Here is an 18,919-nt window from a genome sequence, read left to right on the forward strand (position 1 = left end):
GTGTCAATACAAACTGTTGTTTTACCAGTTTGACGGTCGCCAATTACCAACTCACGTTGTCCACGACCTACAGGAATCATAGCATCAATTGCTTTAATGCCCGTTTGAAGCGGTTCCGTTACAGGCTCACGGAAAATTACACCAGGTGCTTTACGCTCTAGTGGCATTTCGTAAGTGGTTCCTTCAATAGCACCTTTACCGTCAATTGGACTTCCTAAAGTATCTACCACACGTCCAACAATACCTTCACCAACATTGATAGAGGCAATTCTTTCGGTTCGTTTTACAGTAGATCCTTCTTTTATTAATTTTGAATGACCTAACAATACGATACCCACATTGTCTTGTTCTAGGTTAAGAACGATGCCTTCTAAACCGCCTTCAAATTCCACTAATTCGCCGTATTGTGCATTTGAAAGTCCGTAGGCTCTAACAATACCATCGCCAACGGTAAGTACTGTTCCAACCTCATCTAACGAAGCGCTCGATTCAAAACCTGAAAGTTGTTGTTTTAAAATTGCTGAAATTTCAGCTGGTTTTACTTCTGCCATCTTAATATATTTATGTAGATAACTATTATTTTAATTTAATGTCAATTCTCGTTTTAGCTTAGCAAGCTGATTGGCTATACTAGCATTGTACTCAACATCTCCAACGCGTAAGACAAAACCACCAATGATGTTTTCGTCTATAACATTTTCAATTATCACCTTATTAGGTGTTAAGGTTTTTACTTTGGCTAATACTTTAGCCTCGAGTTCTGGTGTAAGAGCGGTTGCTGTTGTAACAGTAACTTGCTCTAAACCTATTTTTTTATTGTATTGTTTGTTGTAAGCTATTGCGATGTGCGACAGGATTGGGATGCGATTATTTGTAAATAACAAATCAAACAAGCTTGTGGTTTGTGCACTTACATCTTTAAAAACAAGCTTTATCACCGCTTGTTTATCAGACGCATTTACTACAGGACTTAAAAGCGTTTCTCTTAAGTCGTGACTCTTTTCTATAGTAGCAGCAATAAGCGTCATATCATTATGAACTGCTTCTGCCAAACCTTTGTCGGAAGCTAATGATAAAAGTGCTTTTGCATAGCGTGCTGCTGCTCTTGATCCTGACATGTATTAATTAATTTAGTTTTGCGTCGCTCAACATTGATTCTACCAACGACATTTGTTTTTCTTTATTAGCTAACTCGGCACGGACAACCTTTTCTGCGATTTCAATTGAAAGGCTGGCCACTTGATTTCTAAGTTCGGCCATAGCCGCTTTTTTCTCACCAATAATTGCAGCCTGTGCTTGGGCAATCATATTGTTGGCTTGCACTTGTGCTTCTTCTTTCGCGTCAGCTATAAGTTTATTTTTTATCTCTCTTGCTTCTTTGAGCATTGATTCGCGTTCGGCACGGGCTTCTTTTAGAATGCGTTCGTTGTCGGCTTGGAGGTTTTCCATTTCTCTACGTGCATCTTCAGCAGAGGCCAAGGCGCTTTTAATGCCTTCTTCTCTTTCGCTAACGGCGCCAAGAATTGGTTTCCATGCAAATTTTCTTAGTATTAGCAACAACACTAAAAAAGTAATCGCACTCCAAAACACTAAGCCGAGACCAGGAGTTATTAAATCCATTTCTTTGTTTTTTTTTAATTAAATTTTATTAAAAACACAGAAGCAACCAACCGTTACTTCTGTGTTCATTTAGATAATTATCCTTGTAATAAGGCCACTACCACGCCAAATAATGCAACCGCCTCAACGAAAGCTGCAAGAATAAGCGCAGAAGTTTGAATCTTACCTTGGATTTCAGGCTGGCGAGCCATGGCATCCATTGCTGAACCACCAATACGTCCAATACCCATCCCAGCTCCAATCACTGCGATACCAGCTCCTAAAGCTGCAATTCCTGTAATAGTCATAATATAAAATTTAAATTAATTAATGATGCTCTTCTTGCGTTGCCATACCAATATAAAGGGCTGACAATATTGTAAATATATAGGCTTGAATTGCTGTAACAACAATTTCTATAATAATAATAAATAATGAAAATAAAACTGATACCGGTGAAACCCATACAGTTTCAAAAATGAAAATCAACGACATTAATGCCAAAACAATAATGTGCCCTGCAGTGATATTGGCGAACAAACGAATCATTAGTGAAATTGGTTTTACAAACATCCCAACGATTTCAATAGGCATCAAAAATATTTTCATCGGAACAGGCACACCTGGCATCCAGAAAATATGTTTCCAATAATTTTTATTACCGCTAAATGTTGTAATCACAAATGTAAACAAAGCCATGGTCATGGTGAATGCAATATTACCACTCAAGTTCGCACCATTTAAAATTGGAATAAGTCCAAAAATGTTATTAATCCAAATAAAAAAGAATATGGTGAGTAAAAAAGGCATAAAGCGATGGTATTTATGCTCACCTATCATTGGTTTGGCGATTTCGTCTCTAACGAACAGCACCAATGGCTCTATAAAGCCAGCAATACCTTTTGGAAGTTTACTGTTGTTATTTTTATATTTTTTTGCTGTGGTGATGAAAATTAATAAAAGAACTAATACAGAAACCCACATCATAAATACGTTTCGGGTAATCGAAAAATCTAACGGCTTACCTGCGTTTAACGGATGATGCTCTTCATCAAAACTCAATGCTGTTTCTCCTTCGTTTAATTGGTAAATTTTTTCGTGAAAATTAACGAACTTGTTACCGTTCTTTTCAACCACAACTTTACCATTGTAATCATGATGAAATTCTGAAGACATAAACGTTGTTAAACCATTGTCGGACCATAAAATGATTGGGAGTGGAATAGTGACATGCGATTCATTTTCTTTACCTTCATTTAAGGTAAGAATATGCATTCCGTAAGCATCTTTCACGTGATGCATGATCATCTCTTTAGGATCAAACTTTTCACTCTCCTTTTCATCTGAGCTTTCTAAAGCAAAAGTTGCTGTGGAAAAAACCATGAAAAAGGCCAATAAAAATAAATGTTTTAAGGTGTTTAACGCCATTATATTTTGATTAAAAATACCTCGTTTTAAATTCGCTGCAAATGTACATACATAAAATGAATTGACAAACATATATTTTCGCATTGTTTTAGGTTGAAAAAAGGGGTGTTGTTTTTACTTTTTCTGAAGAAATTTTGTCACGTAAAACACTTCCAAAAACAAATAGATAAAATAAGGAATAAAGAAATTGAAAACGTCTGGTTGTTTCCTGACGAAATCCGAAAGTAATAACGGTAATAAAAACAATATTGCTAAAATCATTTTAATAATAGTGATACCCATAAATAAGGTGAAAATTTCGGTTTTACCATTAGAATATCGATAGTTAATAATGGTATAAATAACCATTGCAACCAAAATGTGAAAAATATAAATATGCCAAAGTGGAAAAAATAAAAAAACCGAACTGGCAAAATAATGCAGTATATATTGATGAACCGTAAAAAGCAAAACTGAAATTGAAATTATTTGAAGAAGAAAGCTTAACTGGCGTTTTTTAAAGTCGGGATTCATTTCAGATATTTGAGTTGCAATTGCAAAAATACAATTTATAGATAACGAATCTCAAATAAACGCATTTCACATACTAACTCTTGCCATAATATTATAAGCTTATAATTTATTGAACCGGTAATTATTTCAATATTATTTATACTTTTTACCCAGAGGTCTTAACTTAAATTTCGGATATGGTTCTATAAAATGATTTACGATATTTATTTACCCCCTTTTGCAGAGAATCGTAAATTATGATGAATTAATTGAAAAACAGATATAAGCTTTTGCAATTCTTTTTAAAACTGAATTGTTGTCATAATAATTCAACTGATATACTTACTTTAATTGAATTTTACTACTTTCATTTATTGAGATGCAATTACAAAGTCTCTTTATGTTTCCACAACCATTTAATCTACAATTAAAATTTTATCAGTTATCAATATTTGATTGTCACAAGACATTTTAATGAAATACAATCCGGCAGGCAAATGATCCCGATTTAAAAGAGTTGTGTGTCCTGAAATGTTTTTTGTTTCCTTCACAATTTGCCCAGCAGAATTGTAAAGTGTCAATGTTGCATTATTTAATTCACTTTTTGTGATTAATGTAGCAACATCGCTAAATGGATTGGGATATAGAATGAACTTTTTAGTATCGTTTGTCAACTCATTTATTCCTAAATTATCTTCTGTAAAAATACGCGCGATATTGTTTCTGGTTGTACCGTTATAAGAAATAAAAGCACCTCCAATAAATATTTTTTCATCGTTTTGAATGGAAATAGTAAAAACCCAGTTTATAGCACCGGTATTACTTGTTCCAGTACCAGGGTCAAATAAATTATCTAGACTGCCGTCTGAATTAAGTCGTGCAATACGGCTTCTTGAAATTCCATTAAAAGAAGTAAAAGGTCCGCCAATAATAATTTTGTCGTCACTTTGAATAAGTGTTCTATAAACCCAATCGTTAGATCCTGTTCCAGGAACAAAATCATTATCAAGGCCACCATCAGAATTAAGACGTACGATACGGTTTCTTTCAATTCCGTTAAAAGAGGTGAATTCTCCTCCAAGGATAATTTTCCCATCACTTTGAATAGAGCACGAATAAATCCATGCATTCGCCCCAATACCAGGGTTAAAAGAATCATCTACGCTACCATCTGAATTTAGTCTTACAACCCTGTTTCTTGATATTCCATTAAAAATAGTGAAACCTCCTACCACAATTATCTTTCCATCATTTTGAACAGAGATTGTCTCCACTGGAAAATTCGCTGCTAATCCAGGGTCAAAAGTATCGTCAAGACTTCCATCTTCATTAATTCTCGCAATTCGGTTTATTGCTGTCCCATTGAATGATGTAAATTGCCCTCCAATAAGAATTTTTCCATCGTTTTGAATAGTAAGTGCGAAGACTGGTAAATTTGCACCTGTTCCTAAATTAAAGGAAGTGTCAAGGCTTGCGTCTGAATTTAAACGTGCAATGCGGTTTATTGCCGTTCCGTTATATAAAGTAAAATATCCAGCAATAAGAATTTTTCCATCGCTTTGCGTTGCTATCATCTGAACTCTATTATTCGCACCAGTTCCCACATCAAAATCAGCATCAAGACTTCCGTCCGCGTTAAGTCGTGCAAGTCGGTTTGATGCCGTTCCGCTATAAGAAGTAAAATCTCCGCCAATAAGAATTTTTCCATCGCTTTGAATCGCGTTGCTCCATACCCAATTATTAGCTCCTGTCCCGGGATCGAAGGAAGTATCAAGACTTCCGGGTTGACCAAGACTCAAAATTGGCAATAGACATAACAGTAATTTTCTATTCATCTTTTAATAATTTTTTATAGTTATATATCTTATCGGATGAAAATGAAAATGTCATCATGCTGCTTTGAGAATTTCAAATCACACAATACAAGCAAATTGCCCAGGATACAATAAAATTTATCAAAAAAGAGGTGAAATATCAGATTTGGTCAATAAAATGAACTTAAGAGAGACCTATATATTTTGAAGAAGTGTTTGGTTTTTAGCAACAATTTTTAAAGAACGGTCTTTTAAAATATCAACTTTTAAAAAAAATAATAAAGAAAAATGCGTGTTAATTATTGCAGTGTTATACAATTATCAAACAACAAATTGAAATAAGCAATTTTAAGCTGTTTTTTCGGAACCTGAATTCGTAGTTTGTTTTAAATTCTCATTATTTAAGGCCTTCACAGCACCTTTCATGCTACACGTAGCGTTAAAGGTTGCGCCGGGATCTACCGCAAGCTTGCTAACGATAACTTCACCTTCAATATGCGCAGTGGATTTTAACGAAAGTGTCCCCGAAAGGATTAGCTTCCCAGAAAATTTACCTTCAAAATCGACTGTATCGCCTTCTAAAGTGCCTTTTATAAATCCGCTTTTCCCTACTACAATTTTTCCGTTCGTTTTGATATTGCCTTCAATTTTACCATCTATTCTAAATGGTCCTTCGCTAACAATATCACCGATTATTGTGGTTCCTTCAGCAATTATGTTTTGTTGAGTGGTTACTTCCATGGCTGTTGGTTTTTTTGAATTAGAGGAAAACATGTATTAAAATCTTATAATTAAGGTAATTCTAAATAAGCATTCAGGTTTTTATGTCGTTGCAAAATGGCGTAGTTCTCTGAGGAGATGGCAAAATATGGTTTGGTTATTTTCTGCTTTTCCTTTTTATCATCATTTAAAATTTGTGTAAACCCTTTTGCGCCATTTATACTTTTTAAACCATGTACTACCACAAAGGTAGTGTTTCTGTTGTAAACGTCTTTTGAAGTGGTAAGATTGTAGTAATTGATTCCCGCGACCTTTTTGTCTAACAAGGCCATAAAATCTTCGATTTCTTGGTCTGCGGCATTTTCAATTTGATAAACAACATAAAAATTGGTGGCTTCTTCTTCGTTTTTCCATTCCTTTTTTTCAAGTATTGGAATGGCAGTTTGCATGAGTGTAGCAGCGCGCTTGCCTTCATCGGTGTTTGGATAATTTAGTGCCACATAATTCACGCCTTCTTTATATGCTTCAAATCCTTCTAATCGGCCTTTTGCTGCTGATTTTAGAATTTCAAATTTTGGCACCATGTCGCCACCGTCAAAATCAAAAGTCGCCTTTTCGCACTTGGTAATTACCTCGGCATATTTTTGATCATTAAACAAGGTGTATAAATTTTCGTAAACGTTCTCTGGACTATTTTCGTCAATACCTAAGGCTGCACGTGGATTTCTTAATAATTCAGCATATCTAGAGTCTGGGTATTTAGATAAAATATCGGCCTTCGCAATAGCAGCTTCATCAGTTAAATTAAGCTCTTCGTAAATCTTGAACAGGTTATACTTGGCTGGTAAGACTAAACGTTCCTCTGGATTGTTTTCAAGTAATTGTTGAAGTTTATTTTTAGCAAGCAAATTTTCTTTAAACTTTTCCTTATAAATAATGCCTAGTTGGTAGTAGGCAAAATTACGGTCTTTAGCAATACTGTCTATTTCTCGTTCTTCTGAAGGGATTTTAGACAAGTAAAAATTCACATCGTAACGCTCTTCATCAGTTGCGCTCGCGGCCAGTTCGTCTTCAGCAGAAATACTGCTAGCTGCTCCGCCGCCTTTAGTTGATAAACGCCAATTGTCTTCTAGACTTCGTTCTCCCCAAATTTTTAAAAATTCATTTTTTCCGAAGGCAACCGAAGTTTGATTATAGAAGTAAAAGCTGCTTTCTTGTTTTTCTGTATCTACAGCTGCTCTGCCTTGAGGTGCTCCGGCTATAGATTGGGTAATTCCTGTATTATCGCGTTTAGAAGCTTCTTGTTCCCTTTTTAAGGCTTCATCTTTTTGCTTGATTTTCTCAACCATTTCGGTGAATAAAGCAAGTCTATCGGCTTCCGAAAGTGAAACGAGATTCAAAATACTATCGTTGCGTTGGGCTATGTCTTCATAAAAAATTACATCCTCTAAATTATCTCTTTTGCGTTTAAAAAGTCTATGAATTCTTGTATTGGGTTCATAATTTGCTAAGGTACTATCGTAATAAGCGCCAGCTATTTTATATTGTGAACGATCAAAATTCATGTCGCCTAGTATGCTGTAATCTAAAGCTTTTAACTTTTGCTCGGTAGTAGGTGACCTTAAGGATTTGTTATAATAAACTTCCGCTATCGAATCAGATTCAATGTTTTGGTAGTATTGAGCAATTTGATAATATATTTTACCAAGAAACGGACGGTTTTCGCGGTTTTCTTCAAGGTCTTCAATATATTCCTGAAATTCTAAACGGTTATAATTGTCCAAATCCGTGAGTCGAATTTTAGATAAATGGGCGTTGATATAAAATGGTCTAGGAATTTTTCGGTGCATTTCTATGATTCTATCATAGTTAACATTGGCACTGTCTATTTGCTCAAATTCTTCATATAACTGAGCCGAAATATAATAATACCGCGCCCTTTCGTTGTGACTCTTTGTGTTACTTAATGCGATTTTTAATTGCTCTAATGCCAATTCTTTAGCATCCATATTCATGTAGGCCTGAGCCATAATGGCGGTGGCGTCTGCTAGATCTTGTTGACTTAATGGCTCTTCGTCAATAAGTTGCTTTAGGTTTTTAATAGCCAGTTCGTTATTGTCTAACCTAATATTAGTTTTTTCACGCCATACTTTGGCTGTATTAATTTTATCGCTGGTTGGATATTTAAAAAGAATATAATTAAATGCTTCTAACGCTGGAATAAAACGCTGGTCGTAATATCTGGCTTGTCCCAAAAGCAAATAAGCTTCATCAATTTGAGGATTTTTTTCTTTGCCTTTAATTACCATATCGTGCGTTTGCACGGCTTTAATGGCTTTTTCTTCGGCACGTTCAAAGTCGGCATTTTTAGATTCGCCTGGTTTTTGAATTTCGTCGGTAACTTGCATGCGTTCCACTGGTAAAATCTCCCAGAAATTTTCGGAATAGGCGTCGTTTACACCGTCAATACCTGCTTGTAGCGCAATGTTTCCATTATAAAGCACATTGTATTTCGTTCCCATGGCATGAAAGTTACGGTTAAGCCATTTGTCTTTTTTACGAGAGCAACTTTGCACCGCCAAAATAAGAGACAAACAACACAATATGAGTTTTAATGATGATTTCAATGTAGATATTAATTGGTGTTTATATAACTAAAAGTAACCTGTTTTAGTATGTTTTGCTGTAAAAATAAGCATCTTTTTCAATTATGACTTGAAAAATTCAATTTACAGATTAACATTTACACCTTAAATCAATTAAAAAACCCCAAAAACTACTCCAATTCAACGGCTGAAGCGCCAGAAAAATGTGCTTCCAAATCTTTTAATGTAGCCTCGTTGGTTTCGAGGTCTTTAACTACTTCACCTTTTTCAAGCACAACAATTCTTTCGCAAACATCTGTAACATGAAGCAGATCATGGCTAGACACTAAAACTGTTACACCTTGTTTTTGAGCTAAATCTTTAATAATGCCTTTAAGTCTAATTTGGGTTGTTGGATCTAAATTTGCAAAAGGTTCATCTAGAATAATTATCTCAGGATTTCCAATAAGTGCCGCTACAATACCAACTTTTTTCTGGTTCCCTTTACTTAAATCTCGTAAGTATTTCTTCTGATTTAATATTTCACCATGAAAAAAATCTTCAAATTTTGAAATAGTTGCATCCACGTCGGCTTTGTTTTGACCTCTTAAATCGCCGATGAAATAAAAATATTCTTCAGGAGTTAGGTATCCAATTAAAAAGCTTTCATCGATAAATGCCGATGTGAATGGTTTCCAATCTTCACTTTCTGAAACCACAATTTCGTTGGAAGTTATACTACCGGTTGTTGGTTTAATTAAGTCTAAAAGCAATGAGAAATAAGTGGTTTTTCCTGCGCCATTGTTACCAACCAAACCAAAGCTTTGACCCTTTGGGATTTCTAATTGGTCTATTTTTAAAACGGTTGTGCCGTTATATGATTTTGAAAGGTTTGTGGTTGAAATCATAATTTGTGGTATTAATTTTCTTGACTAAATGCATTAATCATAACGTGTTTTGAATTGATATATCGTTGGGTTATATATTTCATCAATTTTTTGTGAAATACTAAGCCTAAAACCCCCAATAAAATTAGCACAGCAATACCGGCTTCAAAATTAATCAGCAAATAAAACAGTGCAAATATCAACACGGGCAGTATCATTAACGGAATTCCAATAATCCACTGTACCGCGCCAGTGCCTTGATAATTAAATGCTGCGCGCTGATTAAGGTCTATTTTTTTTCGGTTAAAAGAACCCCCATAAAGCATCACATGTGTGTTAACACCAATATTGTAAATAGCAGCCGCAAAATGTGCCACTAAAATTTTCCAACCAAAAAATACATAGGGAATGCTTAACACAAACATTACGATTACACTCAAAGACATCAGCACAAACTTAGAGCGTAGGTACTGCTCGTATTTTATATTCTGACTCATCAGCAATTTGTAATATCCGCTGTCCCAAGCTGGAATAAACTGGCCGAAGTTGATTAAAAATATGCCCGTAACAAAAATGCCTATAAAGGGGAAAATGTAAACCATGTCTGCATACATTGGTTGAGGATAAAAAAACAAACCGTACAAAAGCCCAACCACCATTAATAAGGCTGAAGACTTAGTGCGTTTGTTTCGCCAAATTAGTTTTAAATCGAGCTGCATAAAGGGTGCAATATCTCCAAAGCGTTCGGTCCATGCTAGGTTTGCCGCATTAACTTCTTGCACTTTTGATTTTAATGAACTATCTAAATACAGTTTTTGCCTAAGGATTTTAAAATTGAAGTTATATACCAATATCAAACAGGCCAATAACACTAAAATAAAAATTGGATTGTTAGCCAAATAGATGATACCGCTTCCAATAATGCTAGTAAATGAGATGATGTTGAAGTAATTGAGCCCAAACAACAAGCTTAAAAGCACTACTATTGGTAAAAACGACAATTCAGATTCTGCCGAATAGCTTTCTATAATAAAATTGATAAAGTTTATAGTTAACGAAATTAACAGTAAGATTACAATCCAAGCTAAAGCCAGACTAACTGAATAACCTTCTACCATCAGCATGATACCACAGGGAATGGTTGCAAATAAGGGCAAAATATTAAAGAATGATAACGCCGATTTCCCTAAAACGTAATGCACCACTTTAGAGCGTTTCACATTTAAAGTAAGTAAAGGTTTAACCGACATAACTGGCAGTTTTTGAAAGAAAAATCTAATAAATAATTCGGCGAGAATCCAATAAAACAAATAACTGTTTAGCACAACAAACACCTCTTGCTCTGGCGCAAATTTTACTAGTAGTGGCACTACTGCAAACCCTAGAACCAAAAATGATAGCATAAAATACAAAGCAAAAAACACCAAAACTATGTTTAATGCAATGCTTTTTTGCCAATGTGAAGATCTGAAAAACTGCTTCCACTCGAGGTTTAAAAAATGCTTAATCGTCATACTTGTAGAATTATTGACATTAAAACAACTATTGGTATACTTGTAGTAGAAAATGTTACAAAAGCATAGATTTATATTGTGGATGTTGTTGAATTACAATATGGAGAAGTTTTTCGGGGACAACTTTTATGCTAACAAAAAGAATAATAGTTAAGAATACCATCGAAGCGGTAATTGTAAATTGATAAATGGGATTTTCTAAAAACAAAAAATCACTATTGTGAATGCTCGCAAAAGAAATGGGATATACTAAAAATGTATTAGCAATTTGCAGTAAATCACCTAAGCCTAATAAGGTTTTATTTATGAGCAGTTTTTTGCCTGTTAGTTTTACCATTTTTTTATTTTTTCGAGATTTAATGTATAAATAACGAATCAAAATAAATTGAAAAACAATCAGAAAGCCAATTATAATGAACATTTTAAAATTAAAATCAGAAATGTATAAAATCTGCCATAATGCCAAGACCAAAACAATAGTCAATAAGATTTTAGGAAGTTTAAAATACGCTCTAAAACTCTGCAACACCAATCGCCTATAATGCTTGTTCAGAGCGTTGGTTTTTTGCTCTACCACTTCAGAAAAACCAAGCACGCCAAATTTTTTAAACTCATTATTTAAAGCAGATTCAAAACTCAATTCTGGATTTAGACCAATTTGATGTTCAATACCATTGGCCAAATGATCTACCAACTCGGTTTGTACATCATACCATTCCACATAATGTTGTTCAGTAAATTTATAAAGCTGCTGTATTTGATTTTCTGAAAGCTTAAACATACTAGGCAACCATTTTATAGTTTCGTTTGTATTCTTGAATTAACCTAACTGTAACTAATAATATGCTAAACATGATAACCATTCCACAATTAACAAACAACAGTAAATAGAGCTGATCTAGCTTTTCAAAAGCATTTTCGGTAATCATTGATACCAAATGAAACGCATGAAAACACATAAAATAAACAAATCCCATGCGTTCAATTGCTGAAAATCGATCTAGTTTTAAAATTCTGAAATAACCAAAATATAATGCGCCAAGTGTTAAAAATGTAATTAACGGTAATACTGAAAACCATTGATGAAGTTTTTGTTGATTCAAGTTGATTGCCAATATATAGAGAAACATAAAGGATATTAAATAAAACCCGAAGCTTTGCCACGACAACATCGTCTTAAATACTAATTTTATCAATTTTTTGTCCGTTGCTTTAATAAATTGTTTGTTGTTTTTTAAAAGTGTGGCTTTATTTGCCAGCATATAATCTTTGAAAATATCATAGAATGATCTGGAGTCTCCAGCATTAATTTCAGACTCTATATCGGAAGCGACGTGGTCTACCATCTCCATTCTAATATCGGCAAAATTCACCTCAGAATTTTCTAAATAGGTGTCAATAAACTTTATTTCAGTAGGATTCAACTTCATCATATCCTAGGCCAATTTAGGGTGTAAAAGTGCCTGCATGGTATTTATATAATCGGCCAAAGCCTCCATTTTAATAACAGTTTCTTTAGTGCCGCTTTCGGTGAGTTTGTAGTATTTTCGCATGCGGTTGTCAACTTTTGCCACTTCCACATCCAACAATCCTCCGGCTTCGAGTTTGTGCAATGCAGGATACAAAGCGCCTTCTGTAATATTTAACTCACCTTTTGTTAAGGCCTTTACTTTCTGCGTAATTTCATAACCGTACATTTTATCATGCTGACTTAACAACTTTAAAATAATGGTATTTAAACTTCCCTTATATAATTTTGAATTACTCATGACAAAACAAATATACATAAATTTCTTATGCATATAAGTCTTAAGTAAAATTTAAGTTTTTATTTATCTAAATAAAACAATCCCTTCCTTATTTTTGCAGTAAAAATTTGCTATGTCACAATTTTACACCTTAAAAATTCAAGCAATTGAGCGTCTTACAAATAAATCTGTAAAACTAACATTTGAAATTCCCGAAGCCTTAAAACAAGAGTTTTCATTTAAAGCTGGCCAATATATCACCCTCAAAACAACCATCAATGGTAACGAATTACGACGCGATTATTCCATCTGTTCGTCTGTTGGAAGTGGTGATTTGAGTATTTCGGTTAAGGCAATTGAAAACGGCACTTTTTCAAATTATGCGAATACCAAAATGCAAGTAGGTGAATCAATCGAGGTTATGCCGCCTAATGGCCGTTTTACTTTTGAACCACATGCTGATAAAACCAGAACCATTGCGGCTTTTGCAGCTGGCAGTGGCATCACACCAATTTTAAGTATTGCCAAAACCCTGTTAGAAGACGAGCCTTTTAGTAATTTCATTCTGGTTTTTGGTAATAAAACTCCTGAAGAAACCATGTTTTTTGAACAACTTCAGCAATTGAAATCGCGTTACGGAAACAGACTTCATATTCAATATGTGTACAGTGCAGCAAGAGCAGAAAATGCCTTGTTTGGACGCATTGAAAAAAGTACCGTGAACCTCATTTTAAAAAATAAGTACAAAGATGTAACGATTGAATCCTTTTATCTCTGTGGACCTGAGGAAATGATTGAAACCGTGAAATCGGTTTTGACTGAAAATAACATCAAACCCAAACAAATTTTATTTGAACTGTTTACAGCCTCGGCCATTACTGAAACCCCCATTACCGAAGGTGTAGAGGGTGAGACTAAAATAAAAATACTGGTGGACGATGAGGAAACTGAATTTACAATGTCGCAATCTCAAACCATTTTAGAGGCTGCCCTAAAACAAAATGTAGACGCGCCTTATTCCTGTCAAGGTGGTATTTGCAGTAGTTGCGTGGCGCGCCTGACTGAAGGGACTGCCAAAATGCGACAAAACAATATTTTAACTGAAAGCGAAGTCGCCGAAGGCTTGATACTCACGTGTCAAGCACAACCGACAAGCCCAGTTGTTTTTGTAGATTATGATGATATTTAATTACTGACGAGCACTTTTGCTTTTAGTAATTTTTAGTCAATAAACTGTTGACTTTTTCGATAATAGTGGAAGTAGAAATCGAAGCTATCGCATGCTCATAACCTTTTGGAAATTTATTGCCATATACCGAAGTCGGTATTTTTGGGTATAAAGTTCTATCTGCCAATAAAGCATTTCCAATATCTTGATTAAATGGAAAAAAGCCTGCAAAGGGATGTGTCACGCCCCATAAAGTCAACACTTTTACACCAAGCATGGCTGCGATATGTGCGTTACCAGAATCCATGGAAATCATTAACTTGCAATTGGAAATCACATCCATTTCTTGTGAAAGCGAAAGTTTGCCGGCTAAGTTGGTAACATTTTCGGTTTTCTGTTCAATCGAGTTTAAGAGTGCTATTTCTATTTCACCGCCTCCAAACAGCAAAACTGCATACTCTTTTGAAAGTTTCGATATTACTTCTTTCATTTGATCTAATGGGTAGCTCTTACTTTCAAAAGCCGCAAATGGCGCAATGGCTATCCAATCTTTTTTTTCTGAATTAATTAATGATTTTGTAGATGGATTTAAATCGGCAGCTTTTGGAAAAACAGGATTTGTCAAATCGACAGGAAAATCTAATTGGCCAAAAACATCAGCGTAACGTTGATGCGTAGTTTTGAGTTGTTGGAATTTCTCACCGCTTGTGAGTGCTTTTTTTTCTGCGCGACCTTTATTGATTTGCACGCATGGATATCCTGATAAAAACACCTTCAAAATTTTGCTGCGCAACACATTATGACAATCGGCTACAGCATCAATATTCAGCTTTTTTAGTTCTTTAGAAAGTTTCAAAAGTCCCAATACACCTTTATGTCTTCCTTTCAAATCGGCGTTTATAATATTGATGTTTTCAATATTCCTAAAGAATGGCGCAAAAAAACCTTTGGTAAGTACCGAAATTTTTAAATCGGGATACCGCAATCGTAAAGCGCTTAAAACGGGAACCAACATAGCTACATCTCCCATGGCCGACAATCTAATTATCAGAATGTGCTTTGGTTTGAACATTGCAATTTAATTGATGATAAACCTGCTTCCGCGGGGATTATTTCTGCGAACGCAATACTGGATTCAGCTCCTCGTCGTTGTACATTTTCATTTGTTTGTACACCTTCATATACTTGTCGCCATTTTTGATATCCTCTAATAAAGTATCGATAGCGGTTGATAAATCGGTACGTTGCTCTAACAAAATGGTTAATTTTTGATGGCAAGCCGATCTGTGTGCTTCAGTAGCATCAACACGAGTGGCTTCCTGTTCCATATGAAATACTTTCAAAGCTAGAATTGATAACCGGTCTATGCCCCAAGCTGGACTTTCGGTATTAATAGTAGCATTTTCCTTTGGTTTTACATCGGTGTATAGACTTAAAAAATAACTGTCAATATATTCCACCATATCCGTTCTGTCTTGGTTAGAAGCGTCAATTTGTCGTTTCAATTTTAAAGCCGCCACTGGATCGATATTTGGATTTCGGATTATGTCTTCGTAATGCCATTGTACGGTATCTATCCAACATTTTCTGTAAAGTAAATGCTCCAACAAATGTGTTTTATCGTTGTAAATATTCTTGAAAGATTGGTCTACGCTGTCTTTAATATGATAGGTTTTAATAACGTCTTGAAATATTGTATTGGCTTTGGTAGAAAACATAATGATAAAGTTTAAAACACAAATATACTTGTAAATAGTTAAATTTACGACTCATTTAAGTCAAGCCTTATGCAAACACATAACATTTCTGAACAGAATTCCATTCTAAATACCTTTATTGCTGAAATTAGGTCTGTAACACAGCAAAAAGACCGAATGCGTTTTAGACGTAATATTGAACGTATTGGAGAAATATTGGGTTATGAGATGAGTAAAGTTCTTAAATATGCACCTTCAGAAGTAGAAACACCGTTGGGGTTTTGCCAAATGGAACAGCCGCAAAACGAAATTGTTTTGTGTTCCATTTTACGCGCTGGAGTACCATTGCATCACGGCTTACTGAATTATTTTGACCATGCCGAAAATGCATTTATTTCAGCTTACAGGCAACATCAAAAACAACCTGAGAGTTTCGAGATTTTGGTTGAGTATCTAGCCTGCCCGAATCTTGAAGGCAAAACACTTATTTTGGCCGATCCGATGCTGGCAACGGGGCAATCATTGGTTGCAACGTTTGAAGCATTAATGCCCTTCGGAAAACCCAAAGAAGTGCATTTGGTTTGTGCCATAGGCGCGCAACAAGGCATCGATTTTATTGCAAAGTATTTCGACTCCAGCACGCACTTGTGGATTGCGTCTGTAGACCAAGAATTAAATGATAAGGGATATATTATTCCAGGATTAGGTGATGCTGGCGATCTTGCATATGGCGAAAAACTACAACAATAAGGCTAAAAACGGCACTACTAAAAATACAAGAATCAAAGATTCCTTAAACCATTTTTCTGTTATTTCTTCTAAATAATTAGTAATTATTATTGCAAAAGGTGTGAAGAAAAATAACCATTCGCCTCCTGTTTTATTAGGAACTAAAATGGTTAGTAAAATCGCGATTACTGAAGATAAAAAAATCAGATAAAAAGGCGCCTTTAAACTTCGGGAAACTTGACTAATCTTTCCAAAATAAAAAAATAATCCCCAAACATAATAGGCCAACATAAGGGATAAAGCAAACATGGTCCGTTTACTACCAATTCCTGTAAAATTGAAACTATAAACCAGTTTTTCTTCAAAATAAGAAACCAAGTCCATATTAAAAATCAAAGCGTAGCAAGTAAACAAAATCAGCACCGTAATAACCGCCGTAAAAGGAATTAACCAATACTTCGGTATATTTATTTTGAATAAAAACAATGCCGCAAACACTAATGCTATAAACAAAATGGCCCAAAAATAAAACAAGCTTGCAACGCAAATCCAAAAGGAAGCGTCGAAGAGCTTTTTCATAATTTGTTTTTGAGACCTTAAACTTACCAATCGTCTAATGGCGAGTAACAAAAAAACATTAGCTACCAAAATATCGGAGTTCAATAATGACTTTGGAATGGCGATTACGCACAATGCAAAAAACAATAATTTATAGCTGTTTTTCTTAGTGAGTTTGTTTCGGCTTGCCAAAAAATCAAGTACAAATAGGGTGAATAAACTCAGGCCTAAAAGTACTATTTGCTTGCCATACCAATTGAGGGAACTGCTGTTTTCAGAAAAATACGGCATTTTCACCAACACAAAAACTAAAGTTAACAAGAAGCAAATAATTGCCAGATGAATAGGTTTAGATTTACTAAAAAAACTTGATAACATGTTTATTGTTTGTATATTTGCTTCACAAATTTAAATATAAAAAGATGAAGGATTTCTTTTATGCCATTCAAGATTTATTTGTCAACGTTTTGTTTGCCCCTTTTGACGCCCTTAGAGCTTTAGAATTGGAAAGTTGGTGGGCAGCAAATGCAGCAACTTGGATGTTTATACTTATCGGATTTTCATTCTTTATGTTTTGGATGAAACAGTTGAAAATTTTCAATAAAACTGAAGCTGAAAACAAAAGTATTTCAGCACATTCTTTTCTATAGATCAAATCCAATATCTTTTCTAAAATACATCTTATCGAAGCACAATTTTGAAATGCTTTGATAAGATTTTTTTATGGCTTCTTCGTAAGTGTCTCCATAACTTGTAATTGCCATAACGCGGCCACCGGTAGTTAGAACTTTTCCATCTACTAGATTTGCGCCAGCATGAAATAGAATAGAATCTTCTACATCGTCAATTCCTTTAATTTCTTTACCTTTTTCGTAAGCTTCAGGATAACCGCCCGATACAAGCATAACGGTGGTAGCTGCACGACTGTCAATTTCAATAGATATTTCATCTAATGTTTGTTGGTGAATAGCTTGAAATATTTCAACCAAATCATTTTTTAGCCTTGGCAACACAACCTCGGTTTCTGGGTCGCCCATGCGCACATTATATTCAATTACCTTCGGCTCATTTCTAACATTTATCAAACCAATAAAAATAAAACCTTTATAGGGCAGATTGTCTTTTTTTAGACCTTCTACCGTTGGTTTTACAATACGTTCTTCTACTTTTTGCATTAAAATATTGTCGGCAAATGGCACCGGAGAAACAGCACCCATACCGCCAGTGTTTAAACCGGTGTCACCTTCGCCAATTCGTTTGTAATCTTTTGCAGTTGGTAATATTTTATAGTTTTCACCATCGGTTAGCACAAAACAACTCAGCTCAATTCCATCTAAAAACTCCTCAATTACTACTTTGCTGCTGGCTTCTCCAAACTTGGCGTCGAGAAGCATTTTTTTTAGTTCTGATTTGGCTTCGGATAATTCGTTTAAAATTAACACTCCTTTGCCGGCCGCTAAACCGTCGGCTTTTAGAACATATGGCGGTTTTAAAGTTTCTAAAAAGGCATAGCCTTCTTCAATATTGTTTTTGTGAAACGCTTGATAGGCTGCTGTTGGTATATTATGGCGCATCATAAAAGCTTTGGCAAATTCCTTGCTCCCTTCCAATTGGGCGGCGGCTTTTTCTGGACCAATAACGGCCACGTTTTTAAGCTGAGGGTCATTAAGAAAAAAATCGTGAATTCCCAAAACCAAAGGGTCTTCTGGACCGACAATTACCATGTCAATATTTTGATCTATAACCAAGCTTTTAATAGCTTCAAAATCGGTTATACTAATATTTATATTTTCGGCTATGGTTGATGTGCCAGAGTTTCCTGGAGCTACGAATAGCCTTGTGCAGTGATTACTCTGATTAATTTTCCATGCAAAAGCGTGTTCTCTTCCACCAGAACCGAGAATTAAAATGCGCATAATTTTTGTTGTTTAAGCAAAAATAATTGCTTTTAGGCTTAAAATATAATTAATTTACCAAAAC

At 34.9% G+C, this 18,919-nt stretch carries 20 protein-coding genes and 1 pseudogene; 3 read left to right on the forward strand and 18 right to left on the reverse strand.

The window, feature by feature from the left end; all coding sequences use genetic code 11:
* The 14 genes and pseudogenes from V7Z48_RS02935 to V7Z48_RS03000 form a co-directional block, all read right to left on the reverse strand.
* Positions 1-551, reverse strand: a pseudogene (locus V7Z48_RS02935) (F0F1 ATP synthase subunit alpha); the annotation flags it as partial.
* A 30-nt stretch (positions 552-581) separates the two neighbouring features.
* Positions 582-1,118 carry an ATP synthase F1 subunit delta gene (gene atpH / locus V7Z48_RS02940; protein ID WP_334111897.1) on the reverse strand — a complete coding sequence of 179 codons (537 nt, stop codon included), beginning with the start codon at positions 1,116-1,118 and terminating at the stop codon, positions 582-584.
* Between the two features lie 7 nt (positions 1,119-1,125).
* The gene (locus tag V7Z48_RS02945) at positions 1,126-1,620 is read right to left on the reverse strand and encodes a F0F1 ATP synthase subunit B (protein WP_334111898.1); all 495 of its coding nucleotides are present in this window, start codon (positions 1,618-1,620) and stop codon (positions 1,126-1,128) included.
* Positions 1,621-1,697: 77 nt separating this feature from the next.
* On the reverse strand, positions 1,698-1,907 hold the full coding sequence (atpE, locus tag V7Z48_RS02950) for an ATP synthase F0 subunit C (protein WP_334111899.1): 210 nt from the start codon (positions 1,905-1,907) through the stop codon (positions 1,698-1,700).
* 19 nt (positions 1,908-1,926) lie between these two features.
* On the reverse strand, positions 1,927-3,027 hold the full coding sequence (gene atpB, locus V7Z48_RS02955; protein WP_334111900.1) for a F0F1 ATP synthase subunit A: 1,101 nt from the start codon (positions 3,025-3,027) through the stop codon (positions 1,927-1,929).
* 114 nt (positions 3,028-3,141) lie between these two features.
* The gene (locus V7Z48_RS02960; RefSeq protein ID WP_334111901.1) at positions 3,142-3,540 is read right to left on the reverse strand and encodes a hypothetical protein; all 399 of its coding nucleotides are present in this window, start codon (positions 3,538-3,540) and stop codon (positions 3,142-3,144) included.
* A 395-nt stretch (positions 3,541-3,935) separates the two neighbouring features.
* Positions 3,936-5,354: a T9SS type A sorting domain-containing protein gene (locus V7Z48_RS02965; protein ID WP_334111902.1), complete on the reverse strand. Its 1,419-nt coding sequence runs from the start codon at positions 5,352-5,354 to the stop codon at positions 3,936-3,938.
* 327 nt (positions 5,355-5,681) lie between these two features.
* Positions 5,682-6,107: a bactofilin family protein gene (locus V7Z48_RS02970; RefSeq protein WP_334111903.1), complete on the reverse strand. Its 426-nt coding sequence runs from the start codon at positions 6,105-6,107 to the stop codon at positions 5,682-5,684.
* A 17-nt stretch (positions 6,108-6,124) separates the two neighbouring features.
* Complete coding sequence (gene porW, locus V7Z48_RS02975) at positions 6,125-8,680, reverse strand: type IX secretion system periplasmic lipoprotein PorW/SprE (RefSeq protein WP_334111904.1); 2,556 nt, start codon at positions 8,678-8,680, stop codon at positions 6,125-6,127.
* A gap of 149 nt (positions 8,681-8,829) precedes the next feature.
* Positions 8,830-9,546, reverse strand: coding sequence for an ABC transporter ATP-binding protein (locus V7Z48_RS02980; RefSeq protein ID WP_334111905.1), 717 nt, complete (start codon positions 9,544-9,546; stop codon positions 8,830-8,832).
* An 11-nt stretch (positions 9,547-9,557) separates the two neighbouring features.
* The gene (locus V7Z48_RS02985; RefSeq protein WP_334111906.1) at positions 9,558-11,039 is read right to left on the reverse strand and encodes a DUF5687 family protein; all 1,482 of its coding nucleotides are present in this window, start codon (positions 11,037-11,039) and stop codon (positions 9,558-9,560) included.
* A gap of 55 nt (positions 11,040-11,094) precedes the next feature.
* Positions 11,095-11,820: a hypothetical protein gene (locus tag V7Z48_RS02990; RefSeq protein ID WP_334111907.1), complete on the reverse strand. Its 726-nt coding sequence runs from the start codon at positions 11,818-11,820 to the stop codon at positions 11,095-11,097.
* Position 11,821: 1 nt separating this feature from the next.
* Positions 11,822-12,472, reverse strand: coding sequence for a hypothetical protein (locus V7Z48_RS02995; protein WP_334111908.1), 651 nt, complete (start codon positions 12,470-12,472; stop codon positions 11,822-11,824).
* Between the two features lie 3 nt (positions 12,473-12,475).
* Entirely contained in the window at positions 12,476-12,808 is a 333-nt protein-coding gene (locus V7Z48_RS03000; protein ID WP_334111909.1) for a PadR family transcriptional regulator, read from the reverse strand.
* A gap of 112 nt (positions 12,809-12,920) precedes the next feature.
* Here V7Z48_RS03000 and V7Z48_RS03005 point away from each other — a divergent pair, with 112 nt between their 5' ends.
* Complete coding sequence (locus V7Z48_RS03005) at positions 12,921-13,976, forward strand: ferredoxin--NADP reductase (RefSeq protein WP_334111910.1); 1,056 nt, start codon at positions 12,921-12,923, stop codon at positions 13,974-13,976.
* A gap of 22 nt (positions 13,977-13,998) precedes the next feature.
* Here the strand turns inward: V7Z48_RS03005 and V7Z48_RS03010 are convergent, their stop codons facing one another.
* Positions 13,999-15,027 (reverse strand): glycosyltransferase family 9 protein, encoded by a 1,029-nt coding sequence (locus V7Z48_RS03010; protein ID WP_334111911.1) that lies wholly within the window; start codon positions 15,025-15,027, stop codon positions 13,999-14,001.
* A gap of 37 nt (positions 15,028-15,064) precedes the next feature.
* Positions 15,065-15,673 carry a DUF4254 domain-containing protein gene (locus tag V7Z48_RS03015; RefSeq protein ID WP_334111912.1) on the reverse strand — a complete coding sequence of 203 codons (609 nt, stop codon included), beginning with the start codon at positions 15,671-15,673 and terminating at the stop codon, positions 15,065-15,067.
* 69 nt (positions 15,674-15,742) lie between these two features.
* Here V7Z48_RS03015 and upp point away from each other — a divergent pair, with 69 nt between their 5' ends.
* The gene (upp, locus tag V7Z48_RS03020; protein WP_334111913.1) at positions 15,743-16,402 is read left to right on the forward strand and encodes a uracil phosphoribosyltransferase; all 660 of its coding nucleotides are present in this window, start codon (positions 15,743-15,745) and stop codon (positions 16,400-16,402) included.
* On the opposite strand, the gene V7Z48_RS03025 is transcribed toward upp, so the two are convergent.
* Entirely contained in the window at positions 16,391-17,317 is a 927-nt protein-coding gene (locus V7Z48_RS03025) for a DUF6427 family protein (RefSeq protein ID WP_334111914.1), read from the reverse strand. The genes upp and V7Z48_RS03025 overlap by 12 nt on opposite strands.
* Before the next feature lie 44 nt (positions 17,318-17,361).
* Here V7Z48_RS03025 and V7Z48_RS03030 point away from each other — a divergent pair, with 44 nt between their 5' ends.
* The gene (locus V7Z48_RS03030) at positions 17,362-17,589 is read left to right on the forward strand and encodes a DUF6341 family protein (protein WP_334111915.1); all 228 of its coding nucleotides are present in this window, start codon (positions 17,362-17,364) and stop codon (positions 17,587-17,589) included.
* Here the strand turns inward: V7Z48_RS03030 and purD are convergent.
* Positions 17,584-18,855 carry a phosphoribosylamine--glycine ligase gene (gene purD, locus V7Z48_RS03035; RefSeq protein WP_334111916.1) on the reverse strand — a complete coding sequence of 424 codons (1,272 nt, stop codon included), beginning with the start codon at positions 18,853-18,855 and terminating at the stop codon, positions 17,584-17,586. The genes V7Z48_RS03030 and purD overlap by 6 nt on opposite strands.
* Positions 18,856-18,919 lie beyond the last annotated feature (64 nt).

This window comes from Paucihalobacter sp. (assembly GCF_036825875.1).
GTDB lineage: Bacteria > Bacteroidota > Bacteroidia > Flavobacteriales > Flavobacteriaceae > Paucihalobacter.

Bases quoted from the DNA above. Each gene is read 5' to 3' on its own strand.
- atpH (WP_334111897.1), bottom strand. From the start codon at position 1,118: ATGTCAGGATCAAGAGCAGCAGCACGCTATGCAAAAGCACTTTTATCA.
- V7Z48_RS02945 (WP_334111898.1), bottom strand. From the start codon at position 1,620: ATGGATTTAATAACTCCTGGTCTCGGCTTAGTGTTTTGGAGTGCGATT.
- atpE (WP_334111899.1), bottom strand. From the start codon at position 1,907: ATGACTATTACAGGAATTGCAGCTTTAGGAGCTGGTATCGCAGTGATT.
- atpB (WP_334111900.1), bottom strand. From the start codon at position 3,027: ATGGCGTTAAACACCTTAAAACATTTATTTTTATTGGCCTTTTTCATG.
- V7Z48_RS02960 (WP_334111901.1), bottom strand. From the start codon at position 3,540: ATGAATCCCGACTTTAAAAAACGCCAGTTAAGCTTTCTTCTTCAAATA.
- V7Z48_RS02965 (WP_334111902.1), bottom strand. From the start codon at position 5,354: ATGAATAGAAAATTACTGTTATGTCTATTGCCAATTTTGAGTCTTGGT.
- V7Z48_RS02970 (WP_334111903.1), bottom strand. From the start codon at position 6,107: ATGTTTTCCTCTAATTCAAAAAAACCAACAGCCATGGAAGTAACCACT.
- V7Z48_RS02980 (WP_334111905.1), bottom strand. From the start codon at position 9,546: ATGATTTCAACCACAAACCTTTCAAAATCATATAACGGCACAACCGTT.
- V7Z48_RS02985 (WP_334111906.1), bottom strand. From the start codon at position 11,039: ATGACGATTAAGCATTTTTTAAACCTCGAGTGGAAGCAGTTTTTCAGA.
- V7Z48_RS02990 (WP_334111907.1), bottom strand. From the start codon at position 11,820: ATGTTTAAGCTTTCAGAAAATCAAATACAGCAGCTTTATAAATTTACT.
- V7Z48_RS02995 (WP_334111908.1), bottom strand. From the start codon at position 12,472: ATGATGAAGTTGAATCCTACTGAAATAAAGTTTATTGACACCTATTTA.
- V7Z48_RS03000 (WP_334111909.1), bottom strand. From the start codon at position 12,808: ATGAGTAATTCAAAATTATATAAGGGAAGTTTAAATACCATTATTTTA.
- V7Z48_RS03005 (WP_334111910.1), top strand. From the start codon at position 12,921: ATGTCACAATTTTACACCTTAAAAATTCAAGCAATTGAGCGTCTTACA.
- V7Z48_RS03010 (WP_334111911.1), bottom strand. From the start codon at position 15,027: ATGTTCAAACCAAAGCACATTCTGATAATTAGATTGTCGGCCATGGGA.
- V7Z48_RS03015 (WP_334111912.1), bottom strand. From the start codon at position 15,673: ATGTTTTCTACCAAAGCCAATACAATATTTCAAGACGTTATTAAAACC.
- upp (WP_334111913.1), top strand. From the start codon at position 15,743: ATGCAAACACATAACATTTCTGAACAGAATTCCATTCTAAATACCTTT.
- V7Z48_RS03025 (WP_334111914.1), bottom strand. From the start codon at position 17,317: ATGTTATCAAGTTTTTTTAGTAAATCTAAACCTATTCATCTGGCAATT.
- V7Z48_RS03030 (WP_334111915.1), top strand. From the start codon at position 17,362: ATGAAGGATTTCTTTTATGCCATTCAAGATTTATTTGTCAACGTTTTG.
- purD (WP_334111916.1), bottom strand. From the start codon at position 18,855: ATGCGCATTTTAATTCTCGGTTCTGGTGGAAGAGAACACGCTTTTGCA.